At 59.5% G+C, this 26,232-nt stretch carries 30 protein-coding genes; 8 read left to right on the top strand and 22 right to left on the bottom strand.

From position 1 onward, the window contains the following. Positions 1-21: 21 nt before the first annotated feature. Complete coding sequence (locus tag QMC91_RS04800; protein ID WP_300236147.1) at positions 22-690, bottom strand: signal peptidase I; 669 nt, start codon at positions 688-690, stop codon at positions 22-24. Positions 691-905: 215 nt separating this feature from the next. On the opposite strand from QMC91_RS04800, the gene QMC91_RS04795 reads away from it, so the two are divergent. The 4 genes from QMC91_RS04795 (at position 906) to QMC91_RS04780 (ending at position 7,879) form a co-directional block, all read left to right on the top strand. Next, the gene (locus QMC91_RS04795; protein WP_300236271.1) at positions 906-2,306 is read left to right on the top strand and encodes a DNA-directed DNA polymerase II small subunit; all 1,401 of its coding nucleotides are present in this window, start codon (positions 906-908) and stop codon (positions 2,304-2,306) included. Between the two features lie 94 nt (positions 2,307-2,400). Then, positions 2,401-4,425: a sodium-translocating pyrophosphatase gene (locus tag QMC91_RS04790; protein ID WP_300236144.1), complete on the top strand. Its 2,025-nt coding sequence runs from the start codon at positions 2,401-2,403 to the stop codon at positions 4,423-4,425. A 274-nt stretch (positions 4,426-4,699) separates the two neighbouring features. After that, entirely contained in the window at positions 4,700-6,589 is a 1,890-nt protein-coding gene (gene acs / locus QMC91_RS04785) for an acetate--CoA ligase (RefSeq protein WP_300236141.1), read from the top strand. Positions 6,590-6,595: 6 nt separating this feature from the next. Next, a complete protein-coding gene (locus QMC91_RS04780) occupies positions 6,596-7,879 on the top strand; it encodes an OFA family MFS transporter (RefSeq protein WP_300236139.1) in 1,284 nt (427 codons plus the stop codon). A 3-nt stretch (positions 7,880-7,882) separates the two neighbouring features. Here the strand turns inward: QMC91_RS04780 and QMC91_RS04775 are convergent, their stop codons facing one another. After that, positions 7,883-8,353 carry a ribonuclease III domain-containing protein gene (locus tag QMC91_RS04775; RefSeq protein WP_300236137.1) on the bottom strand — a complete coding sequence of 157 codons (471 nt, stop codon included), beginning with the start codon at positions 8,351-8,353 and terminating at the stop codon, positions 7,883-7,885. After that, positions 8,350-8,838: a peptidylprolyl isomerase gene (locus tag QMC91_RS04770; protein WP_300236134.1), complete on the bottom strand. Its 489-nt coding sequence runs from the start codon at positions 8,836-8,838 to the stop codon at positions 8,350-8,352. The genes QMC91_RS04775 and QMC91_RS04770 overlap by 4 nt, the downstream gene beginning before the upstream one ends. A 144-nt stretch (positions 8,839-8,982) precedes the next feature. Here QMC91_RS04770 and QMC91_RS04765 point away from each other — a divergent pair, with 144 nt between their 5' ends. From QMC91_RS04765 to QMC91_RS04755, 3 genes are all read left to right on the top strand, one after another. After that, positions 8,983-9,729: a nucleoside-triphosphatase gene (locus QMC91_RS04765; RefSeq protein WP_300236131.1), complete on the top strand. Its 747-nt coding sequence runs from the start codon at positions 8,983-8,985 to the stop codon at positions 9,727-9,729. A 426-nt stretch (positions 9,730-10,155) separates the two neighbouring features. Beyond that, entirely contained in the window at positions 10,156-11,340 is a 1,185-nt protein-coding gene (locus tag QMC91_RS04760) for an iron ABC transporter permease (protein ID WP_300236129.1), read from the top strand. Further along, positions 11,337-12,140 carry an ABC transporter ATP-binding protein gene (locus tag QMC91_RS04755; RefSeq protein ID WP_300236127.1) on the top strand — a complete coding sequence of 268 codons (804 nt, stop codon included), beginning with the start codon at positions 11,337-11,339 and terminating at the stop codon, positions 12,138-12,140. The genes QMC91_RS04760 and QMC91_RS04755 overlap by 4 nt, the downstream gene beginning before the upstream one ends. A gap of 25 nt (positions 12,141-12,165) precedes the next feature. Here the strand turns inward: QMC91_RS04755 and QMC91_RS04750 are convergent, their stop codons facing one another. The 11 genes from QMC91_RS04750 to QMC91_RS04700 form a co-directional block, all read right to left on the bottom strand. Then, positions 12,166-12,807 carry an ABC transporter substrate-binding protein gene (locus QMC91_RS04750; protein ID WP_300236124.1) on the bottom strand — a complete coding sequence of 214 codons (642 nt, stop codon included), beginning with the start codon at positions 12,805-12,807 and terminating at the stop codon, positions 12,166-12,168. A 33-nt stretch (positions 12,808-12,840) separates the two neighbouring features. After that, the gene (locus tag QMC91_RS04745; protein WP_300236121.1) at positions 12,841-13,902 is read right to left on the bottom strand and encodes a radical SAM protein; all 1,062 of its coding nucleotides are present in this window, start codon (positions 13,900-13,902) and stop codon (positions 12,841-12,843) included. Between the two features lie 2 nt (positions 13,903-13,904). Next, positions 13,905-14,546: a class I SAM-dependent methyltransferase gene (locus QMC91_RS04740; protein WP_300236118.1), complete on the bottom strand. Its 642-nt coding sequence runs from the start codon at positions 14,544-14,546 to the stop codon at positions 13,905-13,907. 13 nt (positions 14,547-14,559) lie between these two features. Then, positions 14,560-15,651 (bottom strand): iron ABC transporter substrate-binding protein, encoded by a 1,092-nt coding sequence (locus QMC91_RS04735; RefSeq protein ID WP_300236115.1) that lies wholly within the window; start codon positions 15,649-15,651, stop codon positions 14,560-14,562. Between the two features lie 215 nt (positions 15,652-15,866). Continuing rightward, the gene (locus QMC91_RS04730) at positions 15,867-16,220 is read right to left on the bottom strand and encodes a putative zinc-binding protein (protein ID WP_300236112.1); all 354 of its coding nucleotides are present in this window, start codon (positions 16,218-16,220) and stop codon (positions 15,867-15,869) included. Positions 16,221-16,232: 12 nt separating this feature from the next. Next, positions 16,233-16,625 carry a DUF2703 domain-containing protein gene (locus tag QMC91_RS04725; protein ID WP_300236109.1) on the bottom strand — a complete coding sequence of 131 codons (393 nt, stop codon included), beginning with the start codon at positions 16,623-16,625 and terminating at the stop codon, positions 16,233-16,235. Continuing rightward, the gene (gene arsB, locus QMC91_RS04720) at positions 16,622-17,743 is read right to left on the bottom strand and encodes an ACR3 family arsenite efflux transporter (protein ID WP_366944376.1); all 1,122 of its coding nucleotides are present in this window, start codon (positions 17,741-17,743) and stop codon (positions 16,622-16,624) included. The genes QMC91_RS04725 and arsB overlap by 4 nt, the downstream gene beginning before the upstream one ends. 9 nt (positions 17,744-17,752) lie before the next feature. Continuing rightward, positions 17,753-18,010, bottom strand: coding sequence for a hypothetical protein (locus tag QMC91_RS04715; protein ID WP_300236103.1), 258 nt, complete (start codon positions 18,008-18,010; stop codon positions 17,753-17,755). Positions 18,011-18,031: 21 nt separating this feature from the next. Next, positions 18,032-18,937 carry a permease gene (locus tag QMC91_RS04710; protein WP_300236100.1) on the bottom strand — a complete coding sequence of 302 codons (906 nt, stop codon included), beginning with the start codon at positions 18,935-18,937 and terminating at the stop codon, positions 18,032-18,034. 22 nt (positions 18,938-18,959) lie between these two features. Further along, positions 18,960-19,112, bottom strand: a complete 153-nt coding sequence (locus tag QMC91_RS04705; protein ID WP_300236098.1) for a hypothetical protein — start codon at positions 19,110-19,112, stop codon at positions 18,960-18,962. Between the two features lie 114 nt (positions 19,113-19,226). Further along, positions 19,227-19,637, bottom strand: a complete 411-nt coding sequence (locus QMC91_RS04700) for an arsenate reductase ArsC (protein ID WP_300236095.1) — start codon at positions 19,635-19,637, stop codon at positions 19,227-19,229. A 219-nt stretch (positions 19,638-19,856) separates the two neighbouring features. Between QMC91_RS04700 and QMC91_RS04695 the strand changes: the two genes are divergently transcribed. Then, complete coding sequence (locus QMC91_RS04695; protein WP_300236092.1) at positions 19,857-20,240, top strand: metalloregulator ArsR/SmtB family transcription factor; 384 nt, start codon at positions 19,857-19,859, stop codon at positions 20,238-20,240. A 26-nt stretch (positions 20,241-20,266) separates the two neighbouring features. On the opposite strand, the gene pdxT is transcribed toward QMC91_RS04695, so the two are convergent. The 8 genes from pdxT to QMC91_RS04655 all read right to left on the bottom strand — a co-directional run bounded on the left by pdxT (position 20,267) and on the right by QMC91_RS04655 (position 26,128). Further along, positions 20,267-20,845, bottom strand: coding sequence for a pyridoxal 5'-phosphate synthase glutaminase subunit PdxT (gene pdxT / locus QMC91_RS04690; protein ID WP_300236090.1), 579 nt, complete (start codon positions 20,843-20,845; stop codon positions 20,267-20,269). Further along, positions 20,835-21,731 carry a pyridoxal 5'-phosphate synthase lyase subunit PdxS gene (gene pdxS, locus QMC91_RS04685; protein WP_300236087.1) on the bottom strand — a complete coding sequence of 299 codons (897 nt, stop codon included), beginning with the start codon at positions 21,729-21,731 and terminating at the stop codon, positions 20,835-20,837. Before pdxS ends, pdxT begins: the two co-directional genes overlap by 11 nt. A gap of 3 nt (positions 21,732-21,734) precedes the next feature. Next, positions 21,735-22,655: an adenosylcobinamide-phosphate synthase CbiB gene (gene cbiB / locus QMC91_RS04680; protein WP_300236084.1), complete on the bottom strand. Its 921-nt coding sequence runs from the start codon at positions 22,653-22,655 to the stop codon at positions 21,735-21,737. Continuing rightward, complete coding sequence (locus tag QMC91_RS04675) at positions 22,634-23,158, bottom strand: hypothetical protein (protein WP_300236081.1); 525 nt, start codon at positions 23,156-23,158, stop codon at positions 22,634-22,636. Before QMC91_RS04675 ends, cbiB begins: the two co-directional genes overlap by 22 nt. A gap of 10 nt (positions 23,159-23,168) precedes the next feature. Then, entirely contained in the window at positions 23,169-23,354 is a 186-nt protein-coding gene (locus tag QMC91_RS04670; RefSeq protein ID WP_300236078.1) for a methytransferase partner Trm112, read from the bottom strand. Further along, entirely contained in the window at positions 23,351-24,361 is a 1,011-nt protein-coding gene (locus QMC91_RS04665; protein ID WP_300236075.1) for an adenylosuccinate synthetase, read from the bottom strand. Before QMC91_RS04665 ends, QMC91_RS04670 begins: the two co-directional genes overlap by 4 nt. 129 nt (positions 24,362-24,490) lie before the next feature. Beyond that, positions 24,491-25,093 (bottom strand): CDP-alcohol phosphatidyltransferase family protein, encoded by a 603-nt coding sequence (locus QMC91_RS04660; RefSeq protein WP_300236072.1) that lies wholly within the window; start codon positions 25,091-25,093, stop codon positions 24,491-24,493. A gap of 252 nt (positions 25,094-25,345) precedes the next feature. Next, positions 25,346-26,128, bottom strand: a complete 783-nt coding sequence (locus QMC91_RS04655; RefSeq protein WP_300236069.1) for a hypothetical protein — start codon at positions 26,126-26,128, stop codon at positions 25,346-25,348. Between the last annotated feature and the right edge of the window lie 104 nt (positions 26,129-26,232).

Here is a 26,232-nt window from a genome sequence, read left to right as displayed (position 1 = left end):
CACTTCTTTTGTGGTTCAGGGTTATTCTTCTTTCCCTTTGCGGCGTTCAAGGATGAGATCGTGGACGAGGATGACCAGGATGACGGCAACGGCAAACTCTGGCAGGTGGAGCGGGAGGTAACCTATGAGCGGCACCGCTACCAGGGCTTTTCCAACGACCCACTCCTCCTTCACAGGTTCGATCACACCGATGCCGGAGATCCTGAGGTTTGGCTGGTCGGTGTAGGGGTTGTTGTCGCCTTTGGTGATGTAACCAGCATGTGGTTCATCGTAGTATGCGCCGAGTCCCGATTCGATCACGTCGTCGGTATCAAGGTAGATCATCGCCCGATGAATGATCGGGTGGACGGAGTCGGCACCGTTTGGCCGGTAGACGATCACGTCACCGTAGTCCCCGAAAGACGAGTATCCGATCATCTGACCTTCGACCCAGGTGACGGGATCTCCGAACCGGTTCTGGTCGACGACAAAAACCAGATCACCGACGTTCATGTGCGGGACCATGCTCTCCGACTCTATCGTGACCACCGCCGGCCAGGTACCGGCAAGGAGGTAGAGGAGAAGAGCGATGCCCCCAACCACCGCAACGACCCAGAGGATGTCCCTTGCGAGAGAGACCACAGGGTGCTCGCTCTCGCGGAACGCCCGCACGGCATTTGCTGCACGCTGCAGCCCATTTGTAGCCGCCATCTGTTATATGGAGATTAACCCTCCTTAATATACATAGGTTCCCCGGGTGGTCTCATCGGTTCTGCGGCGTGAAATGGAGAGGGGACGTTGCATGGATTCGACCGCAGCCACCGGCGTTTTGCGGATCTGGTGTTAAATCTCAGTTCCTGTCTCTATCACCCCGTGTGTGTGGAAGGGTAAAGCCCATATTGCCACAGGAGAATAACATGAAGTCCATGCTCGCTAACGCCGAGATCGTACGCCGGTTCCTTGAGACGAAACACCAGGTCCACCCCGACGTGGTGAACTACATCCGGGAGCAGGACGATCCCTCGCTCATCGACCGGATTGCGGCGGTGGCCGGCGACGCTCTGGTGGTCTCCACGGAGCATATTCCGGGACTAAAGAAGGTCAGGGATGGGACCAGGTTCCTGGTCGATCCCGAACTTGAGGTAATCATGGGGAGCGCCGGAAGCACGGGGAGCGTCTGCGGTCATGAGGACGCCGTTCATTACTTCCGGAACCGCTACAACACCCTCTCCTCGATGATCCGAACCCGGATGACCGCGATGCCGATCGAGGCGTTGCTGAAGTCCCCCGGCCGTTACCGCGAAGAGGAGTGCAGCATCATCGGGATGGTTATAGAGGTGCGGACGACCCCGAAAGGCCACAGGCTCGTTGAGGTGGAGGACCCCAGCGGGGTGATACGGGTGCTCTTTAACAGGGGGCGGGACGAGGTTTTCGAGGAGGCCGAACGTATACTCCCTGACGATGTGATCGGGGTCAAGGGGAAACTCTCAGTTGATGGCGGCCTCCTCTTTGCTGAGCAACTCTTTCGTCCGGACGTCCCCATCAACAACGCCCCTTTCAAGAGCGATCGTCCGGGAAAGGCTGTCCTGATCTCCGATGTCCATGTCGGGAGCAACACCTTCCTCCTGGATGCCTGGAACAGGTTTGCCGACTGGCTCCAGGACTCCGATGCCTCCTACCTCCTGATCGCCGGTGACCTCGTCGATGGCATCGGCATCTACCCCGGACAGGAGAACGAACTGACGATAAAGAACATCTATGAGCAGTATGACGTATTTGCCGGGATGCTCCGCGACCTCCCCTCAAGGATCCGGATCGTCGCCGCACCCGGGAACCACGATGTAGTCAGGATGGCCGAGCCGCAGCCTGCGATCCCCCCGGAATTTGCAGCGAATTTCCCGTCAAACTGCACCCTTGTCGAGAACCCCTGCCTGCTGAACCTCCAGGGCGTCCGCGTCCTGATGTATCACGGCCGGTCGATAGACGATATGATAGGGCTCATTCCCGGCGCAAGTTACGAGCGCCCCGGCGAGATCATGGTTGAGATGCTCAAACGCAGGCTTCTGGCTGCCCCTTATGGAATGCGGACACCCATCGCCGCGATGAAGACCGACAGGCTTGTCATCGACCCGCTTCCCGAGATCCTCCTTACGGGGCACATCCACATCTGCGGTGTCACCCGTTACCGGGGCGTTCTCGGTTTAAACGCCGGCACCTGGCAGTCGCAGACGTCGTTTCAGAAACAGATGAACGTCCACCCCACCCCCGCGCGGGCCTTTGTCGTTGACCTCCAGACGCTCCAGCCCGAAGTGATCGATTTTAGCTAAACATTTTACTCCATCTTCAGGGAGTTTTTTTTCCACATCTTTAAAAACGTTGAATTCCTCTCTATATGGTACTCAATCGGAGGAATGCTGAGAGATGGATCTGGTGTATCTGGCACCCATCGGTGCCATCCTGGCTCTCCTGTTCGCAGGATACTCATATCTGAGTCTCAGGCGGGAGGGCACCGGTACCGAACTGATGCAGAAGATTGCTGCCGCCATCCACACGGGAGCAATGGTCTACCTGAACAGACAGTATCGTGCAATAGCGGTATTCGTTATTGTGCTTGCCGTTGTGCTGGCGCTCGCGATCAATCCCCTCACGGCAGCATGTTTCGTCCTCGGCGCGGCGCTCTCGGCGACCGCAGGCTACATTGGCATGTTCACAGCCACTGCCGCCAACGTCCGGACGACTAACGCCGCACGGCGCGGGGTCGCTGAGGCCTTCCGAGTCTCTTTTGCGAGCGGTTCGGTCATGGGAATGGCTGTGGTCGGGCTCGGGCTTCTCGGGCTCTCGACCGCCTATGTGGTCATAAGCACCGTAACCGGGCTTCCCCAGGCCGAGGTTCTCACCGTTTTGACCGGGTTTGGTCTCGGTGCAAGTTCGATCGCCCTCTTTGCCCGTGTCGGTGGCGGTATCTTTACCAAGGCCGCGGACGTCGGGGCCGACCTGGTCGGGAAGGTTGAGGCCGGCATCCCGGAGGACGACCCCCGGAACCCCGCGGTCATCGCCGACAACGTCGGCGACAACGTCGGCGACGTCGCCGGCATGGGTGCCGACCTCTACGAGTCCTACGTCGGTTCGATCATCGCGGCGATGGTCCTTGGTGTCTCAGTCGCTGCCACAGTGTTCCCGAACGTCGAGGCGATGAGCGTGATCCTCCTGCCACTGTTGATCGCCACGGTCGGGATTGTCGCGTCAATCATTGGCTCGTTCTTTGTTCGGACCAACAAGACAGAGAGCAGCGCCATCCACATGGCATTCAACAAGGGGTTGCTTGCCGCGATCGTTGTAACCGTCATTGCTACCTACTTCCTTGTGACCACGCTTCTGGGTGCGGAATACATCGGAGTCTTCTACGCCGCCGTCGCCGGACTCGTCGCCGGGTTCGCCATCGGTCTGATCACGGAGTACTACACCTCCTTTGAACGTAAACCCACCCAGGCCATTGTAAAGTCGACCGAGACCGGGGCTGCGACCACCATCATCACCGGGTTTGCGAAGGGGATGGAGAGTACCATCTGGCCGGTTCTCTTCATCGCCATCGCGATCTTCGTCTCATACCAGGTTGCCGGGCTCTACGGTATCGCGATCGCCGCTGTCGGCATGCTCGCGACGCTCGGTATCTCCCTCTCAGTCGACGCTTACGGTCCTGTCGCCGACAATGCTGGTGGTATCGCTGAGATGTCCCACCAGGATCCGGAGGTCCGTGAGATCACTGACACCCTGGACGCCGTCGGCAACACCACCGCCGCCATCGGCAAGGGGTTCGCCATCGGGTCAGCGGCGCTGACCGCACTTGCGCTCTTCTCCGCATACAGTCAGGCGGTCGGCCTCTCGGTCATCGATGTCTCCATCCCGAATGTCTTCATAGGCGTCCTTATAGGTGCAATGCTGCCTTTCCTCTTCTGTTCCATCACGATGATGGCAGTTGGTAAGGCGGCATACAGCATCGTCCATGAGGTCCGCCGCCAGTTCAGGGAGATCACGGGGCTCATGGAGGGAAAAGCCGATCCGGATTACGCCACCTGCATCGCTATCTCCACGCACTCGGCACTGCGCGAGATGATCGCGCCCGGTGTTCTTGCCGTTGCCGCCCCGCTTGTTGTCGGTTTTGTCCTCGGGAAGGAGGCGCTTGGCGGTTTGCTCGTGGGCTCACTTGCAACCGGGTTCCTCCTTGCTGTGACGATGGCAAACTCCGGCGGGGCCTGGGACAATGCAAAGAAGTACATCGAGCAGGGTCACCTTGGCGGGAAGGGATCGGAGGCGCATAAGGCTGCCGTCGTCGGCGACACCGTGGGCGACCCATTCAAGGACACCTCGGGGCCGTCGCTGAACATTCTCATAAAACTGATGTCCATGGTCGCGCTGGTCTTCGCGCCGCTGATCCTGGTCGTCTGACCTAATCTTTATTTTTTTCACGGCGTTATCATCGCCATCGTTTAGCCGGCAATTGGCCGGGCAGGGGTTTGCCCTTCTGAAGATCAAAAACTTTATCCTCCATAATATTCATTATTAATCATGTAAAATCCGTAGCGTTCGCGCCCGGCTGGTTGAAGGCCGGTGGGTGGTTAAACCGATGGAAACCGGCATGTTCCGGTGACCTGTGCATGATGAAGGCAACTACGAGTCCCGGGAGGGACCCGGGAGATGAATAAGAACGGAATGAGGAGAAATGGCTGATTCGTTCGCCGTGAAACTGGAAGAGAAGAAGTACTACCCGGACCCGCAACTCAAGGCTGGCGCCTGGGTGCCTGACTACACGCAGGCATACCAGGAGTTCCTGCGCGACCCGGAGGGGTTCTGGGACGGGATCGCCCGTGACCTCTCCTGGTTTGAGCCCTGGGATCGCGTCCTGGAATGGAAATATCCCTACGCCAGATGGTTTGTCAATGGGAAACTAAACATCACCTATAACTGCCTGGACCGGCACGTAGCCGGCGGTCTGAAGGATAAACCGGCGATCATCTGGCATGGAGAGAGCGGAGAGAATCGTGTCCTCACATACGAAGACCTCTATCGTGAGGTGATGCGGTTTGCAAACGGGCTTTTGAGCCTCGGGATCAGAAAAGGCGACCGTGTTTGCATCTACATGCCGCTCGTCCCCGAGCAGATGATCGCGATGCTCGCCTGCGCCCGTATCGGTGCCGTTCATTCGGTTGTCTTCGGTGGATTCGGACCGGAGGCGCTTTCGATGCGGATCAACGATGCCGAGGCGAAGGTTCTGATCACCGCTGACGTCGGTTACCGGCGGGGAAAGACCGTCCCCCTCAGGGAGATCGCGCTTGAAGCCATCGCCCGGACACCCTCAATCGAGCGTGTTGTCGTCCTCCGGCGTGCGAGTCCGGCCGTAGAACTTGACCCAGTCAGGGATGTCGACTATGCCGAACTTATGGCCCGCTCCGCGCCAGAATGCCCCCTGGAGGTGATGGACGCGGAGGATCCGCTCTTCATCCTCTACACAAGCGGTTCGACCGGCGCACCTAAAGGGATTGTACATACCTGCGGCGGTTATGCGGTGGGGACGTATTACACGACGAAATGCGTCTTCGACATCAAGGAGAACGATATCTACTGGTGCACCGCTGACACCGGCTGGATCACCGGCCACAGTTACATCGTCTACGGCCCGCTTGCGGTTGGCACAACAGTCGTTATCGCTGAAGGCACGCCCGACTACCCCGATCCCGGCATCTACTGGCGGATTATCCAGGATCTGGGGGTGACGATCTTCTACACCGCGCCCACAGCCATCAGGATGTTCATGCGCTACGGCGAGGGGTGGCCTAAGAAATACGATCTCTCATCGCTCCGCGTCCTGGGCTCGGTCGGGGAACCGCTCAACCCTGAGGCGTTTGAATGGTTCTACCACGTCATCGGTGGTGGCAGGTGCCCGATCGTCGATACCTGGTGGCAGACAGAGACCGGAATGCACATGGTCACCACGATGATCGGCGAACCTATGAAACCCGGGTTTGCTGGAAAACCAATCCCCGGCGCTGTGGTTGACGTGGTCAACCGCCACGGCGACCCGGTCGCTCCCGGCACCGGCGGGTTCCTGGTCATAAAGGAACCGTGGCCTGCGATGCTCCGGACGGTCCACAGGAACGATGAGCGTTACCGTGTCTACTGGAATACCATCCCCGGGTGCTACACCACAGGCGATCTGGCGGTGAAGGACGAGGAAGGCTACATCATGGTCCTTGGCCGTGCAGACGACTTGATAGTCGTTGCCGGGCACAACATCGGGACGGCCGAGGTCGAGAGTGCGCTCGTCTCTCACGACGCTGTGGCCGAGGCTGCGGTCATCGGAAAACCCGATCCCCTTAAAGGAAACGTAATCAAGGCCTTCGTCACTCTCTGTGTGGGGGTGAATCCCGGAGACGGCCTCACGGACGAACTCGCACGCCATGTCAGGAAGACTCTGGGAGCGATCGCTGTACCGGCCGAGATCGAGTATGTGGATAGGCTCCCGAAGACCCGTAGCGGCAAGATCATGCGCCGTGTCCTGAAAGCCCGTGAACTCGGCATGGACCCGGGTGACATCTCCACACTGGAGGAGTAGGTATACATGCCTGATACAGTACCAGCGATCTTTGGCATGCCCGCAGAGAAGGGACGGTGGGGACTCGTCGCTCTGGGGCTGATCATTAACCTCTGTCTCGGGAGCATATACGCCTGGAGTGTCTTCACAGCGCCCCTTGCCGCGCACTTCACGGAGGTGCTCGGCCGGCATGTGACGGCCGGGGAGGTCCTCCTCCCATTCTCTGTCTTCCTGGCCTTCTTTGCGATAGCGATGCCACTTGCCGGGAAGTACATCGAACGTTACGGCCCAAGGAACGTGACGATAGTCGGCGGGATCCTCACCGGTTTCGGCTGGCTCCTGGCATCTACGGTCTCTTCGGTCGAGGCCCTCTACATAGTCTACGGGGTGATCGGTGGCGTCGGGGTGGGTATCACCTATGGTGTGCCGGTCGCCGTGGCCACCCAGTGGTTCCCTGACCGCAGGGGGTTTGCTGTCGGGCTCACCCTGCTCGGGTTCGGGTTTTCGGCCTTTATCACCGCAAACATTGCGGGGGCCCTGATCGCTGCCTACGGTGTTATGACGACGTTCCGGATCTTCGGGTTCGCTTTCATCGTCCTGCTGGTCATCTCGGCCCTGCCGCTACGTTTCCCGCCGGCGGGCTGGCGACCCATGGGCTGGACGCCTCCACCGCCCGGTAGTGGGAGCGCACCGGTCTGCGAGTGCGACCGGGGCACGATGCTCAGGACGGGGACGTTCTACGGGCTCTTTGCCTGTTACTTCATCGGCTGTCTGGCCGGGTTGATGGCCATCTCGATAGCGCAGCCGGTTGGAACGGAGGTTGCCGGGGTCAGCGCCGCACTTGCGACGGCTCTCGTCGGGTTCTTCGCCATATTCAACGGTCTTGGCCGCCCGGTCTTCGGGAGCCTCACTGACCGTATAACCCCTCAAAAGACCGCGATGCTGACGTTTGCGCTCATAGCGGTGGCATCTCTCCTGATCTGGCTTGTGCCGGGGGTGCCATCCTACATCGTTGCGTTCGCCATACTCTGGGGATGTCTTGGCGGCTGGCTCGCCATCGCGCCGACGGCGACGGCCTCGTACTTCGGGACGTGCGACTACTCGCGCTGCTACGGGGTCGTCTTCCTGGCCTACGGGGCGGGGGCCATCGCCGGGCCACAGGTTGCCGGTTTCATCCGGACGGTGAGCGGGACATACCTTGGTGTCTTTCCGCTGGTTGCAGCCCTCGCCGTCATCGGTTTCATCATTGCCTGGCTCTTGATGCGCCCTCCGACCGGGGTTGCCGGCGCCAGGGAAGGAAAAAGGGGATGACCTTTAAATCTTTCCAATGAACCCGAGCCGTCGGAGCACATCCGCGGCCATCTCCATACCGCCGTCCAGGTAGACAGCGCCTATGAGCGCTTCCAGACACTCGGCGAGAACCCGGCCGGATGTCCAGACCCTCTGGGCGCCCTCACCCTTTCCCCATCGGACGTGGTCGGCAAGACCGATCTCTTCTGCAAGGGCGCGGAGCCTGGACATGTTCACCATGTTCATCTTCCGGTTGGTGATCGCGCCTTTATCGTGCACTCCCGCCGCCACAATAGCATCCACGACCACGACGTTAATGACGGCGTCGCCGAGGGTTGCAAGGGCGTCCATGTGCATCTCCGGGGGGAGACCGGTCTCCAGGGTGTAGGCAAGGCGGGTTAGCGCACGGTCAAGCAGGTATGGTTTGCGGAATGTGTAGCCGATCCGCTCCTCGACCGTCCGCAGGTGGCGGTTGCCGCTCTCTCTCTGATTCATTGCTCCACGACTTCGGCCTTCGTTATCCGGACGGCGACCCTGGGTCTGTCGTTGGAGTCCGTCCTCACCTTCCCGATCCTGTCAACGACGTCCATCCCCTTGACCACCTCGCCGAAGACCGGGTGGGCGCTCGGCGTCCCGGGGTTGTCCCAGTCGAGGTAGGTGTTGTCGACAAGGTTGATGAAGAACTGGCTACCGCCGGTGTTCGGGCGGCCGGTGTTTGCCATCGCAACAGTCCCCCGGACGTTCGAGTGACCCTTTACAAACTCGTCGCGGATGGTGTAGCCCGGCCCGCCGGTCCCGGTGCCGGTGGGATCGCCACCCTGGATCATGAACCCGTCGATCACACGGTGAAATATAGTGCCGTCGTAGAAGCCCGAACGTACCAATTTTTCAAAGTTTCCGGCGGTCACCGGCATATCTTCGTAGAGCCGGATAGTGATATCGCCCATTGTCGTGTGGAGCACGACTCTCTTCTCTGCCATAGCCATTAACTCCGTATGATATTGTCCGCCACTCCTTATACTGCTGGCGGGTGATATTGAGGCAGGGCTGGTTGAGTTTGTTAATGACACACCTTAAACAACATTGGTGAGTAAAACTGATTTATACAAGCAGCCCAAAAACATATGTATGTATTCTGGAGCGAACGTCTACTCCTGCATCCGGCAGAGGAGGCGTCCCGGATGAGCGGCCGGGCGCCGGTCTTCATCATCACCGGCGAGCAGGGCCAGTGCAAGACGACGTTCCTGCACCATGTTCTGGGGCTTACCGTCGGCGCAAACGTTCGGGTTCGGGGGATCATCGCCCCCGGCCATGTGCGGGATGGTCTGAGGTCTGGTTTCACGCTGGTCGACCTGGCCACCGGTGAGCATGAGGAACTCTGTTCGATCGACCCTGACCCTCGTTGCGAGGTTCACGGCCGTTTCTACTTCCGGCCGGAAGCACTCGCGTTCGGGCGGAGAGCGCTCGCACCGCCCGATCCACGGTCTACCGATCTGCTGGTAGTCGACGAGGTTGGGAGGTTCGAGCTGCAGGGTGCGGTCTGGGCGGATCAGCTCGATCGACTTGTCGGTCATCCCCATCCACCGATGATCTGGACTGTCCGGCGCAGGTTACTCCACACGGTTGTCGAGCGCTGGAACATCCAGAACGCCGTTGTGGTGGACGTGGGGTCAGCGAGCGTCATGGCTACGGCCGATGCCGTGATGGATGCTGTATGGGAGTGGCGGGAGGCGCAGGCGTTTTCCAGAGTAATGCCAGCAGCACCGCAGGCGGATTGTATCGCCGGTGGTTCTCCGGTGCTCGCGGATGCGGCCGCCGCTGGAGCCTCGCAAAACAGCCCGATAATTCTCCGGAGATGCTATAGCCCATAAGGGGTGGTGGGGGTTTCCCCCTGGCCACTCGCGTGTCACGCTAGAGAGCGCAGGTGGCAACAATGACTGCTGCTGGGCATACCGCTCTTTTTTCCCCTATTTTGGTCGCGCATAAGGTGTTGTGAAGAGGCTGCAAGCATTAATGCAGTCTATCGATCGCAGGTGGTTCGGAGGAGAGATCCGACCTGCCGATGTAGCGACGGGCCGTGGATGGCAATCGTGTCCGGCCGCGCTGACCACCCTCGCTCCAGTAGCCTGTGCACCGGTGGCTGGAGGTGATGCCTCCGGGTATGCATGGTTCTACATCACGCCCGGAACGGGTTTCAACCAAACACTTTTACCATAGAAGTAAATGTTACATCATTTACATTAACCCAGAATTAAATAAACCTCATATACAAATATGATATGGGGTCGGTGCGTGAGATGACCTGCGGGAGAGAAACGATCACAGAAACGGGGCAGGAGTCAAGAAGGAACGTCACGATCAATCCTCCGCATTTAGTCTCCCGCAGCGAGGCACTGATCTCTGAGACCATCTTCCGTTTCATCCCCTTGGAGAGGGTGATCTACCTCCTCCCGATCGTCCTCTTCTTCATCTCCCTCTTCTTCGGGAGGTACATGATGGACCCGGTGGAGACCTTCCGGATCCTTGTAATAGGGTCGGCGAACACGTTCTTCGATTGGACATCAACCCTGCTCTCGACACTCTCGGGTCATCAGGTCCTCCTCCCATCCTTCGAGCAGACGTGGGGGGTGTCAGAGCAGACGGTCGTCTTCCGGATCAGGCTTCCGCGGGTGATAGCGGCGATGCTCGTCGGGGGAGGTCTCTCCCTCGCCGGCGCATCGTTCCAGGGTCTCTTCCGAAACCCTCTTGTCTCACCCGATATCCTCGGTGTGGCAGCTGGCGCCGGGTTCGGGGCGGCCCTAGGGATCCTCGTCTCGGGCAATCCCTGGGTCATCCAGGTATCGGCCTTCGTCTTCGGGATCGTCGCAGTCGCTGTCACCTACGGCATCGGCCGCGTCTACCACAACTCCTCGACCCTCATTCTTGTCCTCGCTGGAATCATCGTCGGTTCCCTCTTTTCCGCCCTTCTATCCCTCGCCAAATATGTCGCTGACCCCTACGACACCTTGCCCGCGATCGTCTTCTGGCTGATGGGAAGCCTCTCATCGGTCTCAAACACCGATATCATCGCGGTTGCCCCGCCGATCCTTCTCGGGAGTCTCTGCCTCTACCTCATCAGGTGGCGGATCAATCTCCTCTCGGTCGGCGAAGAGGAGGCGCAGGCGCTCGGCCTCGACACGAAGAGGATGACCGTGGTGCTCATAGTCGCTTCAACCATCATCACCGCCTCCGCGGTCTGCATCAGCGGGATTATCGGGTGGGTGGGCCTTGTTGTTCCGCATATTGGGAGAATGCTCGTCGGCCCTGATTTCCGCAAGCTTATCCCGGTGTCAGCCATTCTCGGGGCTTCGTTCCTCCTGGTAGTCGATGATATCGCGAGAACCCTGACCGCAACTGAGATCCCGCTCGGCATCCTTACAGCGCTCGTGGGGGCGCCGTTCTTTGCATACCTCTTAACACAAAAGAAGGTCGGCTGGGCATGATCCTGAACGTCAAGCACGCCTCGTTCTCATACGACGGCTTAATAAAGCAGTTTGAAGACGTCTCCTTCTCACTCGGGAGAGGAGAGGTTCTCTCTCTCCTCGGGAGGAACGGCACCGGAAAATCGACCCTGATCAAGTGCATCCTTAACATCCTCACACTCCAGAGTGGGGATGTGGAGATCAACGGCCGTCGGGTCAGCGAAATGCGGCCCAACGAGGTCGCGCGGGAGGTCGGCTACGTCCCCCAGGGCCACCGTTCCGTCTTCCCTTTTTCGGCGCTTGATTTCGTCCTCATGGGGAGGGCACCCCATATCTCGACCTTCTCCGTCCCAAAAGAGGAAGATTACGAGAAGGCGGAGGAGGCGTTTGCGCGGATCGGGATATCTCATCTTCGGGATAAACCCATCTCGGAGATGTCTGGGGGGGAGTCGCAGATGGTGATGATCGCCCGTGCGCTCGCCCAGCAACCCTCGCTTCTCATCCTCGACGAACCGACGTCGCACCTTGACATCGGCAACCAGATGAAGGTGATTGCGACGATCGACCGCCTCGCCGTCGATGGGATCGCCATCCTGATGAGCACTCACTTTCCCGACCATGCATTCATGGTCTCGCACTCGGTCGCCATCCTCGAGGGCGGCAGGCTGATCGCGCAGGGTCCGGCCGAGGACGTCATCACGAAGGAGAACCTCCGTGAAGCCTACGGTGTCGATATCTGTGTCCACTACATCGAAGAGGCAGATCGAATGGTCTGCGTCCCGATGAACCCTTGCAGCGGCCGCGGCAGGGGAGCGGCTTAATGACCCCGGCACCGCGGTCTGCCGTCTATGGCCGGTAGAACGACCGGTTCCCTAACACCGCGGTGGCGTCGGTCCCGTAAAACGTCCGGTAGAACCCCTCCTGTTCTGCAGCGAGGTCGAATCTGGCACGCTCAGGGTGGAGGGTGCTGGCGATGGCGGAGAGACCAAGAACCCAGCGTGGGTTTCCGAAGTCCCAGCCTGGCGGCATGGTGTAGACCTGGTGGTTCTCGATGGCATCGGCAGATAGCCCCTGTCTCCGGCATGCCGCAAGATAGTCTGAGACCGGTGCCGAGAGGAACCCGGATATGAATATATACTCGGGGTTGAGCGCGGCAAACTCTTCCGGGGTTATGTTGACGCCGGGCTTTCCGGCACGTTCGATCCTGCGGTTGACCGGGTCGCCGCCTGCTGCCTCCACAAGGTCCATCTCGAACCGTTCGGCGTTCAGGGCAAAGAGCGGCGTCCCCATCGAGTAGTAAACCCTGGGGCGGCGGCAACCCTCGACTGCCGACGAGACCGCCGCCAGACGGTCGCCGATGTAGGTTGTGAGCCTCTCTGCCGCTTCGGGGCGGCCGGCACGCTCCCCGAGTTCCCTGACGAGACCGAGGTATCCGTCTATCCGCTGGATCTTCCCGTGGAGGTCGTGGATAAAGTCGTCCCTTATCACGTCTGCCCAGATCCTGGCGAGTTCGGTGTCGGATTACACGCCGAGGCAGACCAGGATGGCGTGGACCATCTCAAGCGCCCTGGTGAACCGGTAGCCGCCCATCATACCGGGCTCGGCGTAGGGCCTTTCGCCGATACTTCCAGTTACAGGGAGTGAAAAACCGCAGGAGCACCGGGCGTCAGGCGGGATCGCGATTGTCCGTGCCCCCATCGGCCCGAAGAACTCACGTCTGACGACCGTCCCCCCACAGGAGGGGCATACTGTATTGAGGTATTCTGTTCCAGGCGAGTTGAAGAGGTAGACGTAGCGAAGTGTCTCACGTAGTTCATCACAGATCCGCTCCGACTCGGCGATCGTCGGTTCCCTCTCCGGCGGTTCGTCGCCGAACGGTATGAACCGCATAACGAGGAACGGTATATCTGGAGATATCTCCTCAATCCGGGCGGCAGCGGCGCGAAGTTCGTCTTCGGAACCCCGGGCGTAGATGCAGGATACCTCGACGTGGACACCCGCCTCAAAAAGCGTCCGCACCGTTCTGAAGGCCGGTTCGGCTGAGATCGCACCGCATGCGCGATAGCATGCATCGGAGACTCCTTTCAGCCCGATGTTTGCAAAATCGATTGCGGGTGCAAGATCGCGGAGGGATTCTTCGGTGTAGTAACCGTTTGTCGCGCATCCGACGAGGAGCCCGGCATCGTGCGCCGCCCTGGCAACCCGGAGGAAGGTCTGGTGCATGGCGGTCGGGTCGTTGAGGCAGAATGCGATCCCGCGGCACCCCCACTCCCGGGCACGCCTGACCAGCACATCGGGTGGAACATGCTTGAGAGCACCTGAGACGGCCTCTGCGTGGTGGGCAACCGTCTCTGATATGCACCCACCACAGGAGAAAGTACACCCGATACCGCTCGCCTGCAGGAATGTCTCCCTGGGATGGTAGTGGCACATCGGCATCGTCTCGATAGATATCGGCATCGTCGCGATGTAATGGTCGGGGAACCGTTCGACAATCTTCCCGCCCTCGTTTGCGTACATCCTGCACCGCCCCGTCCTGCCGGGTGGGATGGCACAACGGTTCTCGCAGATGGAACACTGCATGCCTACTCACTCTTCTCCATCATGACCCAGTACCCTGAATCGTCGCTGATGATCCGGTGAGGGAGCCCGAGGCCTGCGACGACCCCGGCGATCCGCGTCCGGTTGCCAGGGCCGAGATTTCTATCCCGGAAACTCTTCCAGTCTGGGTTCTCTTCTGTCATTGTGGCCGCGATCGAGTCTCTGAGTTCAGCGGTCCCGAACCCGCCGCCGATGTAGGTCTTCCCGCCGGGCGCGAGAACACGGTAGATCTCGGAGAATGCCCGGGCGAGGTCCTCCCAGAAGAAGAGCGAGCCGCGACTGACCACAAGGTCAACGGAGTCCGGAGGGAGCGGGATGTCGTGGACATCGCCTGCGAGGAGCGAGACGCGGCCCAAAAGCCCGTTCTTCCTGATGTTCTCTTTGGCGACCTCGAGCATATCCGGAGATGAGTCGAGGAGCGTGACCGTAAGGTCGCTTGCCTGTGCAAGCGCGATCCCGAGTGACCCCGGGCCACTGCCGACGTCGAGGCACCGACCACTTCTGATCCCGCACCGATCGAGGATCTGTTCCGCGATCACGGGGTAGACCGGGGCGAAAGCGGTCTTTGCGATCCGGTCCATACGCTCTGCTCCCTCACGGTCGAACCTGCCCATTTCATGTTCCATGCCAGATCAGGCCTCAGGGGTTCAGGATCTCCTGGATCTGGTCGTCGGAGAGCGATACATGGATGAAGAGGTCGTGATACTCCTTGACAAGCCCCTCTAAGTCCATATCCCCGAAGAGGTCGGGATAGAGGACTTTCGCGGTCCAGGGGATGCCGATGATCCGGTTGATCCCTGGTGGGCGGTCAAACCAGCAGAACGCCGTCCGCGGGATGAGATAGACCCGCTCTGTCTTCACGGCGGTGATATCCTGCCAGAGCGGGTCTGTCCAGACGGTGGCGTAGAATGCGGGGTCGCCTGCCAGTATGACGTCAGGGTCCCAGGAGATGATCTGCTCCATCGAGACCTCGGTCATCCCCATCCCGGGTGTGAGTGCGCAGTCTGCAATGTTTGTCCCACCACAGAGTTCGATGAGTTCGGAGTGTTGCGAGCCCGTGGGATCTGTCGCGAGCCCTTTCGGACCCTCGGCGTAGTAGACCCGAACCCGCTCGTCGTCCGGGATCGAGGCCACCCGTTCGGTCACGATGGTAAGCACCCCTTCGTAGAACGCGATCATCGCTTCGGCCTGTTCCTCCTCACCGAGGAGGTCGCCCATGAACCTGATGGGCTTGGAGTAGCCGGTGGCGTTGGTGGTATCCTCGACGGCGACGACAGGGATGGAACCCATCTTCTCCTGTCGTTCGGCGATGGTGGCACGCGCCGCCCCGCCATCGGTGGTGTAGCCCTCGATTACGATGTCGGGGTGCATCGATATGAAGGTCTCGTAGTTCCCGGTCTCTTTCCCGAACCATCCCCCGACGACCGGGAGCGCTGCATACTCATCAGGGATGTATTCTATCTCGGGCAGGAAGTTCCAGCCCCCAAGTCGATCGGGTGCGACCATGTAGACGAGCATCGTCGACGGCGGCGAGGTGCAGAGGACGCTCTCAATCTCTGACGGGACAACGACGGTCCGGCCCACCATATCGGTTATCGCGCGGGTTTCAGCGGTGGAGGGCGTTTCGGGGGCGGTTGTTGTGCACGCGGCGGAAGCGCAGAGGAGAACTGCACAGACACCAAGCATGACGAGCAGAAGATGACCCTGTTTTGTAATAATAACCACATCCATTCTGTCTTCTCCGATAGGCCTCTGTTTGGGAGGCCTGGAGGTGTTTGTTATCATAAATTTGGGAGCGGTCTATATTAAAGACACCTGCTTAACTAAGTGATGGTGTTAACAAGTATGGATTAAAAACAGTCTTCCTGGCCCCGGTAATGTCGACGGGGGACCGGGGGCATGCCCGTATCCTCCGGTTCTGTCAGGCCACCGTAGTAGTGGAAGCCTCACCTCGAGGGGGTTGGCCGTCCGTCCCGTATCGCCCCGATCACCACACCCGCCAGCCGCTCTATCTCGTCGAACCGCGGTTCTTCCATTCCGTTTTTCACGATCCCGCACTCGGTCGCGACGATGTGGAGGTCTGGTTCCACCCCGGTCTCCCGGAGTTTTTTAAGCGCACAGGTATCTTCACAGCCGTCCAGAGCGAGAACTCTGCCGCATGGCGGTCCCTGGAGCCGGGTTGCCGGGATACACTCCTCCACGCTATCTGGAAACCGCTGCATGACCACCATCCCGGCCCTGGCGGTCACCTTCCCCGTGCTGGAGAGCCCGGAGCATGTGACCAGGGTTATGGGCTCCATAGCGCAGCACCATCACTCCATCTCGAGTGCTCTCGCGGCCGCCAGCCCGATCAGTTCCGGTGGGATTGCCTCGTAGTCCTCCCCGTTGTAGCGGAGCGCCCGGCACTCTGTGTCCTCTTCACAGGTTATGCAGGCGCAGGAAGCGCAGGGTGTCGAGATCACCTCGACGCCTTCCAGCAGATCCTCGATCGGGATACCGTTGAAGAGGAGGGAGTTTGACTCCTCGACGGCCGTTGGTGGGAGCACCTTCTCGACCAGCCTGACGCTGACCCCCTCCATCTCAAGGAGGGTGCTGATCTCCGAGATGACTGCTTTGAGAGCCGTTCCGGTATCGTGGCACCGGTCACAGGTGGTATCAAGATCTTCTCCCACGTGTCTCCATTCGATGACGAGTTCCTTCTTCATGGTGCATCTCCTCCATTGGCATCGAGGGGACATCTTTCTGTCGTCTCCTCACCATACCACCGATCGCGGATCTTGAGTGCCACGTTCACCAGGGAAATGAGCACAGGAACCTCGATCAGCGGTCCTATGACGGTTGCAAAAGCCACGCCTGACCCGATCCCGAAGATCCCGATTGCAACAGCGATGGCGAGTTCGAAGTTGTTACTCGCCGCCGTAAATGATAGCGCTGTTGCTCTACAGTAATCTACCTTGAGTCTCCATGAGAGCCAGAACGAGACGAAGAACATCAACAGGAAGTAGATCACAAGCGGGATGGCGATCCGCAGGACATCCACGGGGAGTGCGACGATGTTCCCGCCCTGGGTTGAGAACATCACGACGATTGTAAATAGGAGGGCAAAGAGCGTGATCGGCGATATACTGGGGATAAACCGTGTATCATACCAGACGTGCCCTTTCAGCCGCAGGAGCGTAAAACGTGTCAGAATCCCGGCGATGAATGGGATGCCGAGGAAGACAAAGACTGTTGTCGCGACGCCTGCGATCGTTATCGGCACTGCCGTTCCTGCCGCTATACCGAGAAGCGGCGGGAGAACGGTGATGAAGACGTAAGCGTAGAGGGCGTAGAAGAATACCTGGAAGATAGAGTTCACACCCACGATCGCGGCGCAGTAGTCTCGGTCGCCGCATGCAAGGTCATTCCAGACGATCACCATCGCGATGCACCGGGCAAGTCCCACCAGGATCAGACCGTACATGAACTCCGGTCGGTCTGCAAGGAAGACCGCTGCCAGGAGGAACATCAACACCGGGCCGACGCCCCAGTTCAGAACGACGGAGAGACCGAGCACCTTTCTGTCCCGAAAGACCCGTCCCAGATCCTCGTAACGGACCTTTGCAAGCGGCGGGTAGATCATCAGGATAAGCCCGATGGCGATCGGGATGGATGTTGTCCCGACGGAGAACCCGGTGATTGCTGCAGGCACCCCCGGGAAGAAGTAGCCGATTGCGATGCCAACGCCCATCGCAAGGACGATCCAGAGGGTCAGGTAGCGGTTGAGGAGGGAAAGCCGGGAACCGGCGGCAGCCTCCGACTGTATCTGGCTACGGTCGCTCATCATCGGTCATCACCTCTGGCCGGAGTGAAACTCCTTCATGGGTGCGGTGGCATACAGCCCCATGGCACCGGGTGGGATGCAGTTATGTTCCCTCACCCTCGAAACCAGTTCCGCGCCGAGAGCGGTGTCGTCTCTGTTCTCAAGGGCAGCGACCTCTGCGAAGACCTCGTCAAACATCTTTAGCCTGACCCCGCCTACTTCGACCATCCTGGCCTGCTGCAGTGAGTCTGCGGCACAGCAGGTTATACCGTCTCTTTCCGGATTCATTCTATCTGCTCCACAACCTGATCAGATCATGCTGAGTAACTGGAAGAGGACACCGGCAAAGATGGCGACCGTGAGGATCGTCGCCACAAAGACGGCGACCAGCCTCCGCTCAAAGATTGCCGCAATAAGCGTCACCTCCGGAATGCTCGCCCCGGCGCCGCCGATGATCAGTGCCATCACAGCGCCGGTTCCCATCCCCTTTTCAAGGAGGACAGCGCTCACCGGTATGAGCGTCTCAACCCGGATGTACATCGGTATCCCTATAACAGCCGCCACCGGGATGGCAAAGGGGTTCTCAGGTCCAGCAAGCGCGACGATCAGGTCGCCGGGGATGAACCCGTAGATGAACGCTCCGATCCCGGCGCCCAGGATGAGGTAGGGGAAGACCTGTTTGAAGAGGTTGACCGCGAATGAGAATGCTCTCCGGATCCGGACGCCGTGGCTGCTTGCACAATCGCAGGGTTCCGGGCGTCCTTCGACCATCACGTCCTTGACGTAACTCCCGTAGCCGAACCGCTCCAGGAGCAGGCCTATAATGACTGCGGAGGTAAATGTGACGGCGCAGTAGATCACCGTCGGGACCACTCCCACAAGCGCGAGCAGGAGCGCCAGGATCACCGGGCTTAAGAGCGGGGAGGCAAAGAGGAACGACATGCAGACCCCGAACGGGATCCCAACCTCAAGGAGCCCCAGCAGGATGGGGATTGTCGAGCAGGAGCAGAACGGGGTGAGTGCCCCGAACCCTGCAGCGACGATATTCCCCACACCCTGCTGCCTTCCGGCAAGGGCACGCCGTATCCGCTCTTCAGGGATGTAGGCCTGAAGCAGCCCGACGAGGAAGGTGATGCCGATAAAGAGCAGGATAAGTTCGGCGGCTATCTCAACGAAGAACTGTCCGGCGATGGCAAGTGTGGTCAGGATGTCCACAGGTGACTCCGCTGCCGGGTGTTTACTCTTCTTTCGTCGCCGGGCCTTCCTTCTTATCCTTCGGGACGATCCTGGTGCCGCAGCAGCCCTCGCCGCAGCCACATTCGGATGAAAAAATGGTCTTCAGCCTTGATCCGATTCCGCCAGTATTTTTATTCTCATTTTTGTCTGTCATGATTATCCCGTCCGCTCCGGCAGGTTTACCGGGTGTTTCAATTTTGTTTGAATTAATTGTGCGGCACATGGATATCAAGGTTGCTATTTCAACAAAAGTTGAACTGCGAAACTGCTATCCTGATGCCCCGAATGTCGAATGGATCCATGCGGTGATATCGTCCCGGATACGCCGGATTCCAGCCATTATCTCCTCCTCGGTGCCGGAAAGTCTCGAGGGGTCAGGGAACTCACGGTGAATCTCTTCCTTTGCCCATGGAAACACCGGACAGAGACCGCCTTCGCATATGGCCACAAGGTAGTCCATCTCCTCTCCATCGAACTCGGAGATGTCTTTTGCGCGGTGGCCGGAGATATCGATCCCGATCTCGGCCATGGCACTGACGGCGTAAGGATTCAGTCTTCCGGGTTTGGTGCCGGCGGAGAAGCCCTGATAACGGTCGCCGTACCTGGCGTTAAGGTAGCCCTCCGCCATCTGTGAACGGGCGGCGTTGTGGGTGCAGACAAAGAGCACTCTCTTCTTCATCGCATACTCACCTCTTACCTACTTTCGTATGAAAGTGACCCCTGATTTTCATCCGGTATGCCTGTAGCTCTAACGGGCATCATGTGGTTTTTATAAGGGAGTGTCTCCGGATAGGGTTTTTGCCTCACCGGAGGACCGTGGGTGTAGATCGGCGAACTGTCCTGGCGAAGGTATATACTGCCTCTTTTCATACCACTGTGAATCGGGAAGATTACAGTGGTGGCAAAGAAACGAGAGTCCGTGGAAGAGCCCCTACCCCTTCCTCAGGAGGTTGCGGAGGCGCTGGAGCGGTGCGGCGGGATCATGGGGCTGACCGGAAGCCTTCCGCGCGATGAGGCGCTGGAGCGGGAGAGCGCTCTTTACCGCGCACTTGCCGATCCCATCAGGCTCAAGATCCTGGTGATGCTTGCCATCCAGCCTCTCTGCGTCTGCGTAATCAGGGTGGTGCTCGGGATATCTGACTCAAAACTCTCCTACCACCTCGGCGTCCTGAAGAGGGCCGGGCTTATCGCTGGCGAGGCCCAGGGTAACTGGATCATCTACAGCCTCACTGAGATGGGGCGTAGGGTCCTTGGCCGGCGGATAGATCTCGGCGAGGGTTGAAAATAGGGCCGCGAGCGCGGCATGCCTTATACCTCGAGCCCCTGAAGAAACATCCGGTGCAGTCGAAGATCCCCGCCGAGTTCTGGGTGGAAGGCAAACGCCATATGCCGCCCGCTTCTTGCGGCGACGATCCCCTCAGGGATGCGGGCGAGCACCTCGACACCGGGGCCTACCTCCGTTGCCACCGGTGCCCGGATGAAGACAGCCCTGAATGGTTCTGCAAGCCCCTTCACCTCCAGCAGCGCCTCGCGGGAGTCCACCTGCCGCCCGAAGGCGTTGCGCTCGACGCGCATGGGAATGAGGCCGAGAGGCCGCACACGGGTGTCGTCAACCCTATCCGCAGTAAGGACCATGCCTGCGCAGGTCGCAAATACGCCGCCCTCAAACTCTCTGAGTGCCTCGTACAGCCCGTTCTTCACGATCAGTCGGGAGATGGTGGTCGACTCGCCGCCCGGTATCGCGAGCGCGTCAAGCCCTGCCAGGTCTGCAGCCTTTCGGAGGGGGACAACAGAAGAGCCCGGTCTATCGCTGAGAGCATCTCGAAATGCCGCGATGTGCTCGGCGACATCGCCCTGGAGCGCGAGAACGCCAACCTTAACGCCCACGGGTCTGCAGCACCTCTTCTTCCCTGAGCGTGTGGACGTCGAGGCCCTTCATCGCCTCGCCAAGACCCCTGCTCACCCCGGCGATGACCTTCGGGTCGTCGTAGTGGTTCACCGCCTCCACGATCGCCCTGGCGGTCGCCTCCGGGTTTGAGGATTTGAAGATCCCCGACCCGACGAATACCCCGTCAGCCCCAAGCTGCATCATCAACGCGGCGTCAGCAGGGGTCGCGATACCGCCGGCGGAGAAGTTCACCACCGGGAGTCTGCCGAGTTTCGCACACTCGATGACCAGGTCCGCCGGCGCCTCGATCTCGCGGGCACGGGCAATGAGTTCCTGGTTGTCCATCCCTTTCAGCGCCCGGATCCCGCCCATGATCGCCCGCATGTGGCGGACTGCCTCAACCACGTTGCCGGTCCCTGCCTCTCCCTTTGTCCGGATCATCGCCGCTCCCTCGTTGATCCGGCGCAGCGCCTCTCCGAGATCGCGGGCTCCGCAGACGAACGGTATCGAGAACCTGGTCTTATCGATATGGAACTGCTCGTCTGCCGGGGTCAGCACTTCACTCTCGTCGATCATATCCACGCCGAGGGCCTCCAGAACCTGCGCCTCGACGAAATGGCCGATCCGGACTTTCCCCATAACCGGGATGGAGACCGCATCCATGATCTCGATTATCTTCTGTGGGTCGGCCATGCGGGCCACGCCACCGGTTGCTCTGATATCGGCCGGGACGCGCTCAAGTGCCATGACGGCGACGGCACCGGCATCCTCAGCGACATGCGCCTGCTCTGCGTTGACCACGTCCATGATGACGCCTCCCTTCTGCATCGACGCAAAGCCGCGCTTGATGAGCTCGGTGCCAAATCTGAGTTCCTCCAGTTTCATTGTTCATGTATGGTTCATTAACCACAATAAAAATAGTGTGGCGATCTCAAGGATGGTAAAGACGATCACCGCTGCCCTGACCGCAGAGACGATATCGGCACCTGCTTCCTCAAGTGTTTTCTCGGGGTTACCTATGGTGTAGACACCGGGTTTCTCGAACCTGATCCCAACCCCGCCGGCTATGATGGCCATCGGGATCCCCCCATTGAACCCGGGTCGATTCTTTGCATCCCGGCGGAGCACCTCCAGCGCCGGCGTGAACCGGCCTTTTGCCCCAAAGTAGGCGAGAAGGACCAGCCCCGTCAGCCGCGCAGGGATGAAGTTTGCGATATCATCGGCACGGGCCGGAAACCATCCCAGTCGGAGCCGTTCGTCCCGGTAACCCAGCATCGCGTCCATGGTGTTGATCGCCCGGAATACCGCGGCGCCCGTAAGTCCGAATAGACCAAAGTAGAAGAGCGGTGAGATGATGCTGTCGACAAGGTTCTCGGTCATCGACTCATAGGCGGCCGAGAGGACGTGTTCCTGGTCGAGGTGCGCCGTATCCCGACTCACCATCATCCCGGCCCGTGCCCGGCCGGCATCGACCCCCCCTTCCTCGAGCGCCCGAACCACGGCCGTGGTATGCTCCTCGAGCGCTCGCCAGGCAAGGCAGACCTTCAGCAGGAAGGGTGCGATGATTAGGTATACCCACATCGGCGCCGCAACCTGGACGAGGGCAAACGGAGCGGCAAATAGCGCAGCGGTCAGAACGGCTCCGGCGACCCCCGCTGCTCGCTGAAGGCCCCGTGGGTAACGCATCGGAACACCCCAAAAGCCGATGAACCGGCCCAGGAGCGCCACCGGGTGGTATCGGGACTGCGGATCACCGACCAGACGGTCCACCAGCAGCGCCGCGGCAACTACGAACGCTGCCGCAGCCATGCAAGGATGACTCCGAGGAGCAGCGCCACGAAAGCAGCGGCGTTCAGGATATCAGCCCTGTAGACAACCCAGAGCCCGTAGAGTACAGCGGCAGCAATAACGAGAATGATTACAGGGAGAGAGTAATTCAAACTCCTCGATGTAGCAAGTTCGGCAGCCTGAGCGGGTGTCCTTGCCGGTTCGGGGGCCGGTACCGGCCGTCCCCTGACGACGACCCGGAACTCCTGTCGTCGGGTGCCGTATCCGGTGACAACCTGAACTGTAAAGACGCCGGGGGAGGCGTTCTCCCTGATGGGGATGCGAAACTCCTCTGTCCCGTTCACGTAGAGATTCTCGTGGAAGAATCCGGTGAAGGTCGAGGAGTTCGTCGAGGCGAGTGTGATGTGCAGCGGCGAACCGTGGTTTATGAGATTCAGAACGAGATCACTCCCCGCTGTTACCTCAACCTCATGCGGCACCTCAATGGAATTGATCCCCCGACGGTTTAGATGAATCTCAGGCATCTGCTATCTTTCAGTCCTCGCATCCTGTTTGCGGGAGGAGGTTCGGGATACCCTCGCTTATGGGGTAATCAACGCCGCACGCTGTACACCTGAGGCTGCCCTCAAGCACCTCCTCCTCTCTCTCTTCGGTCACGGAGAGTGTGAGTTCACCCTTGCAGACAGGACAGCAGAGGATCTCCATCAGGCTTCTTCTCATACTTCACCCCGTAGATCGATGATCTGGGATAGTTCAGGCCCGGTCGAGATCAGGGTGACAGGCCTGCCAATATCCTCTTCTGCCTGCTCGATGAACGCCTTCGCCGTTTTTGTCAGCCGCTCATACTCCGTTACGCCAAAACAGGCCGGGTCTATACGGTCTATGCCTGTGATTGCCGCCTGGGTGCAGCCGTTGATCATCGCCGAGTAGCGTGCCATCTCTCCATCCCAGGTGCCGATACGCCGCTGACGGTGTGTGACTGTACCGAACTCCTCGATCCCGAGTTCATGCGACCGCTCTGCTGGCATCTCGGTGGAGAACGGCCCTTCACCGACCCGGGTCGGGTAGGCCTTGAAGACGACGATGACGTCGTCGATCCTGGTGGGGCCGACACCATTGTCGGCGGCGATCTGCGAGGCGGAGGTGTCCTTGCTCGTTACAAATGGGTAAGTCCCGAAGTAGAGCGAGATCCCGAATCCCTGGGTCCCCTCCAGGAGAACCACCTCGTCATTATCCAGGGCGCGGTTGATCCTCTCGGCAACGTCGGTGACAAAATCTGCGAGTTCTGGGAGGTCTTTTGCCTGCCTCGCCAGTCGGAGGACACGATCCGCGTTTGCAGGGCCGCATCCCGTCCCGGTGCTCCCAATCCTGTTCCTGAGATGCTCGCTTCCCCTGTCGCGTGCAATATGTTCCTCCTCGATGACGCCACAGCGGCCGTCGACGAAGATCCTGTCACGAACACCGACCAGGTCGATCTCATGAAGGAAGACCCGGGGGTCGACGAGCACGCCACTCCCGATCATGAGGGTTGCGCCCGGGTATACGAACCCCGATGGGACCATCCTGACACCGTATTCTTTCTCTCCTATTCTAACGGTATGCCCAGCATTTGGACCGACACCGCCCCTGGAGATGATGGATGGTCTATCGTGGTGAGCGATGTGGGCCACGATCTTTCCTTTCCCCTCGTCACCAAAGAACCCGCCGACGATAATACTACAACTCATTCTTCTATCAAGTAGGATAGAGCGATACATGCTGATAAAAACATCGAATGTGCCTGGCCTGTGCCGGGTTTAATTGCACTTTTCGCGTTTGTTTGCGTCTTTCCCCGATGGGAAAAATGCCTGAAACGCTCAGGATGACCCCGGCGACCGTGGCGGGGAGAGCGTAGCCCGCCTGACACGGATGAGCCGCTCGATCGCGGTGGCATTCGTCGCGATCGCCAGGACTACGAGCGCCGGGAGGATGAGGCCGGTCAGGAGGCCAATGATGATGACCACGATCCGCTCCGCACGGGCAAAGAGACCGGCCCGGCAGTCTATCCCGATCCCCTCCGCCCTGGCGCGGGCGTAACTCACCATCAGTGAGCCTATAGCGGCGGCAAACGCAGCCTCTACACCCCACGCGTTCGCGGCGCCGGCGTAGTAGACGAGCAGCCCCGCATATACCACGGCCTCAGCGTAGCGGTCCAGGAATGAGTCGAGGAAGGCACCGAAAGGGGAGATGGCACCGGTAGTCCTGGCAAGTGCCCCGTCCAGGGCGTCAAAGAGACTGGATGCTGCAACGAAGAGGCCAGCGGCGACAAAAGATCCCCGTGCACAGAGGAGACCTGCGACCGCCATCCCGAGAAACCCTGTCACCGTGAGTGCGTTTGGGCTAACCCCTGTTCGGCCGATGAGGGCTGCCAGCCATGTCAGCATGCCGTTCGTCCATCCGCGAAGGGTAGCCTCGATCACGCTCACCTCACCCCTATAAAGCGATCAGAGCGTTTCCACGGCCGCAACATGAGGAGAGATCTTCGCTCTCTGGTGATAAATAAGAGTGTCTGTGAGGTCTTACCACTCCCGGGCGACGCTCATCAAACCGGGGCATCGCCTGAAGGAACTGGATTGATGGCCTCCCTGGACGCGTATCGGAGAATCCTTCATGGGAGGAACCCATGATCAGGCGACACCATAACGAAATTTTCGGTCAGGGCACCGGCACACCTATACTCTGCGGAATTCGGTGCCCTTCTTACTCAGCAGGCCGATTTTCCTGAGGTCTTCAAGGACGCCTTTCACAAACTCCGGGGAAAGATTCAGTGATATCGTCCATATTCCGTCGGGATCTTCTATAACGCTCTCTTTCAGGATCTCGGCAACCTCTTCCGGAGTCAGGGTTCCGCGATCCTCGATGGCCTCCTGCACTCTCGTGGCAACAAGTTGTTTCAGGAAGACCGTCTCGCGAAACGTTGCGTGGGTGTCAGGATCGAGATCGAGTTGCAATGCAAGATCGTCGATATCCTCGAGATCCGCTTCAAGGACCGCCTCAGGATCGAACAGCAGCCGGTATTCTGGAACCGAAGAGACGGTCATGTTCGCAGTTATTCCGCGCTCTTTGAGGATCTCGGGGTCGATACCATCTATGATATCCTCCGGAAGAGCCATCAAGAGGCTGTCCGGGTCTGCACGCTTCTGCAGGATCACCCTGCCGCCCTCTTCTCCGGCCAGACCGTTCCCCTTCAGCGTCGAGATTACTATGAACCACTGCATCTCATCCTTCCAGGGAGGCGGCTGTACGGTCTCCCCGCCCATCACGGGAAAACCCGTCCTGGGTAGAGGATCGCCCGGCTGGTATTGTTCCATTATCCCGGCGGTGATCCCGGCGACCCTCTCCACGATCTCAAGGTTGGCCCTCTGGAGGTTTTCGGTGCCTTCATCCTCTCCATTGAAGTTCGCGAGCCGCTCTTTCAAAAGCGATTTGTAACAGGTCAGGACCCCCTTCACCACACGTTGCTCTTACACACGTTGCTCTTACCCACCACATCAAAATCCCCCATTTCTGAAAATACGCCCATACAACCGTTAGATCTTTATATAATGAGCGATAAATA

Source organism: Methanoculleus sp., from assembly GCF_030019085.1.
GTDB lineage: Archaea > Halobacteriota > Methanomicrobia > Methanomicrobiales > Methanoculleaceae > Methanoculleus.
The sequence above is the reverse complement of the archived record's forward strand: the minus strand, read 5'-3'. Positions and strand labels throughout refer to the sequence as shown.

Excerpts from the sequence above, each read along its gene's own strand:
- QMC91_RS04770 (WP_300236134.1), bottom strand. The coding sequence starts at position 8,838 with ATGGCAGAGAAGAGAGTCGTGCTCCACACGACAATGGGCGATATCACT.
- QMC91_RS04730 (WP_300236112.1), bottom strand. The coding sequence starts at position 16,220 with ATGGAGCCCATAACCCTGGTCACATGCTCCGGGCTCTCCAGCACGGGG.
- QMC91_RS04760 (WP_300236129.1), top strand. The coding sequence starts at position 10,156 with ATGACCTGCGGGAGAGAAACGATCACAGAAACGGGGCAGGAGTCAAGA.
- QMC91_RS04670 (WP_300236078.1), bottom strand. The coding sequence starts at position 23,354 with ATGAGAAGAAGCCTGATGGAGATCCTCTGCTGTCCTGTCTGCAAGGGT.
- QMC91_RS04665 (WP_300236075.1), bottom strand. The coding sequence starts at position 24,361 with ATGAGTTGTAGTATTATCGTCGGCGGGTTCTTTGGTGACGAGGGGAAA.
- QMC91_RS04745 (WP_300236121.1), bottom strand. The coding sequence starts at position 13,902 with ATGCAGTGTTCCATCTGCGAGAACCGTTGTGCCATCCCACCCGGCAGG.
- QMC91_RS04780 (WP_300236139.1), top strand. The coding sequence starts at position 6,596 with ATGCCTGATACAGTACCAGCGATCTTTGGCATGCCCGCAGAGAAGGGA.
- QMC91_RS04705 (WP_300236098.1), bottom strand. The coding sequence starts at position 19,112 with ATGACAGACAAAAATGAGAATAAAAATACTGGCGGAATCGGATCAAGG.
- QMC91_RS04800 (WP_300236147.1), bottom strand. The coding sequence starts at position 690 with ATGGCGGCTACAAATGGGCTGCAGCGTGCAGCAAATGCCGTGCGGGCG.
- pdxS (WP_300236087.1), bottom strand. The coding sequence starts at position 21,731 with ATGAAACTGGAGGAACTCAGATTTGGCACCGAGCTCATCAAGCGCGGC.
- QMC91_RS04735 (WP_300236115.1), bottom strand. The coding sequence starts at position 15,651 with ATGGATGTGGTTATTATTACAAAACAGGGTCATCTTCTGCTCGTCATG.
- QMC91_RS04765 (WP_300236131.1), top strand. The coding sequence starts at position 8,983 with ATGTATGTATTCTGGAGCGAACGTCTACTCCTGCATCCGGCAGAGGAG.
- QMC91_RS04755 (WP_300236127.1), top strand. The coding sequence starts at position 11,337 with ATGATCCTGAACGTCAAGCACGCCTCGTTCTCATACGACGGCTTAATA.
- cbiB (WP_300236084.1), bottom strand. The coding sequence starts at position 22,655 with ATGGCTGCGGCAGCGTTCGTAGTTGCCGCGGCGCTGCTGGTGGACCGT.
- arsB (WP_366944376.1), bottom strand. The coding sequence starts at position 17,743 with ATGAGCGACCGTAGCCAGATACAGTCGGAGGCTGCCGCCGGTTCCCGG.
- QMC91_RS04700 (WP_300236095.1), bottom strand. The coding sequence starts at position 19,637 with ATGAAGAAGAGAGTGCTCTTTGTCTGCACCCACAACGCCGCCCGTTCA.
- QMC91_RS04715 (WP_300236103.1), bottom strand. The coding sequence starts at position 18,010 with ATGAATCCGGAAAGAGACGGTATAACCTGCTGTGCCGCAGACTCACTG.
- acs (WP_300236141.1), top strand. The coding sequence starts at position 4,700 with ATGGCTGATTCGTTCGCCGTGAAACTGGAAGAGAAGAAGTACTACCCG.
- QMC91_RS04790 (WP_300236144.1), top strand. The coding sequence starts at position 2,401 with ATGGATCTGGTGTATCTGGCACCCATCGGTGCCATCCTGGCTCTCCTG.
- QMC91_RS04725 (WP_300236109.1), bottom strand. The coding sequence starts at position 16,625 with ATGAAGAAGGAACTCGTCATCGAATGGAGACACGTGGGAGAAGATCTT.
- QMC91_RS04795 (WP_300236271.1), top strand. The coding sequence starts at position 906 with ATGCTCGCTAACGCCGAGATCGTACGCCGGTTCCTTGAGACGAAACAC.
- QMC91_RS04775 (WP_300236137.1), bottom strand. The coding sequence starts at position 8,353 with ATGAATCAGAGAGAGAGCGGCAACCGCCACCTGCGGACGGTCGAGGAG.
- QMC91_RS04740 (WP_300236118.1), bottom strand. The coding sequence starts at position 14,546 with ATGGAACATGAAATGGGCAGGTTCGACCGTGAGGGAGCAGAGCGTATG.
- QMC91_RS04675 (WP_300236081.1), bottom strand. The coding sequence starts at position 23,158 with ATGCCTGAGATTCATCTAAACCGTCGGGGGATCAATTCCATTGAGGTG.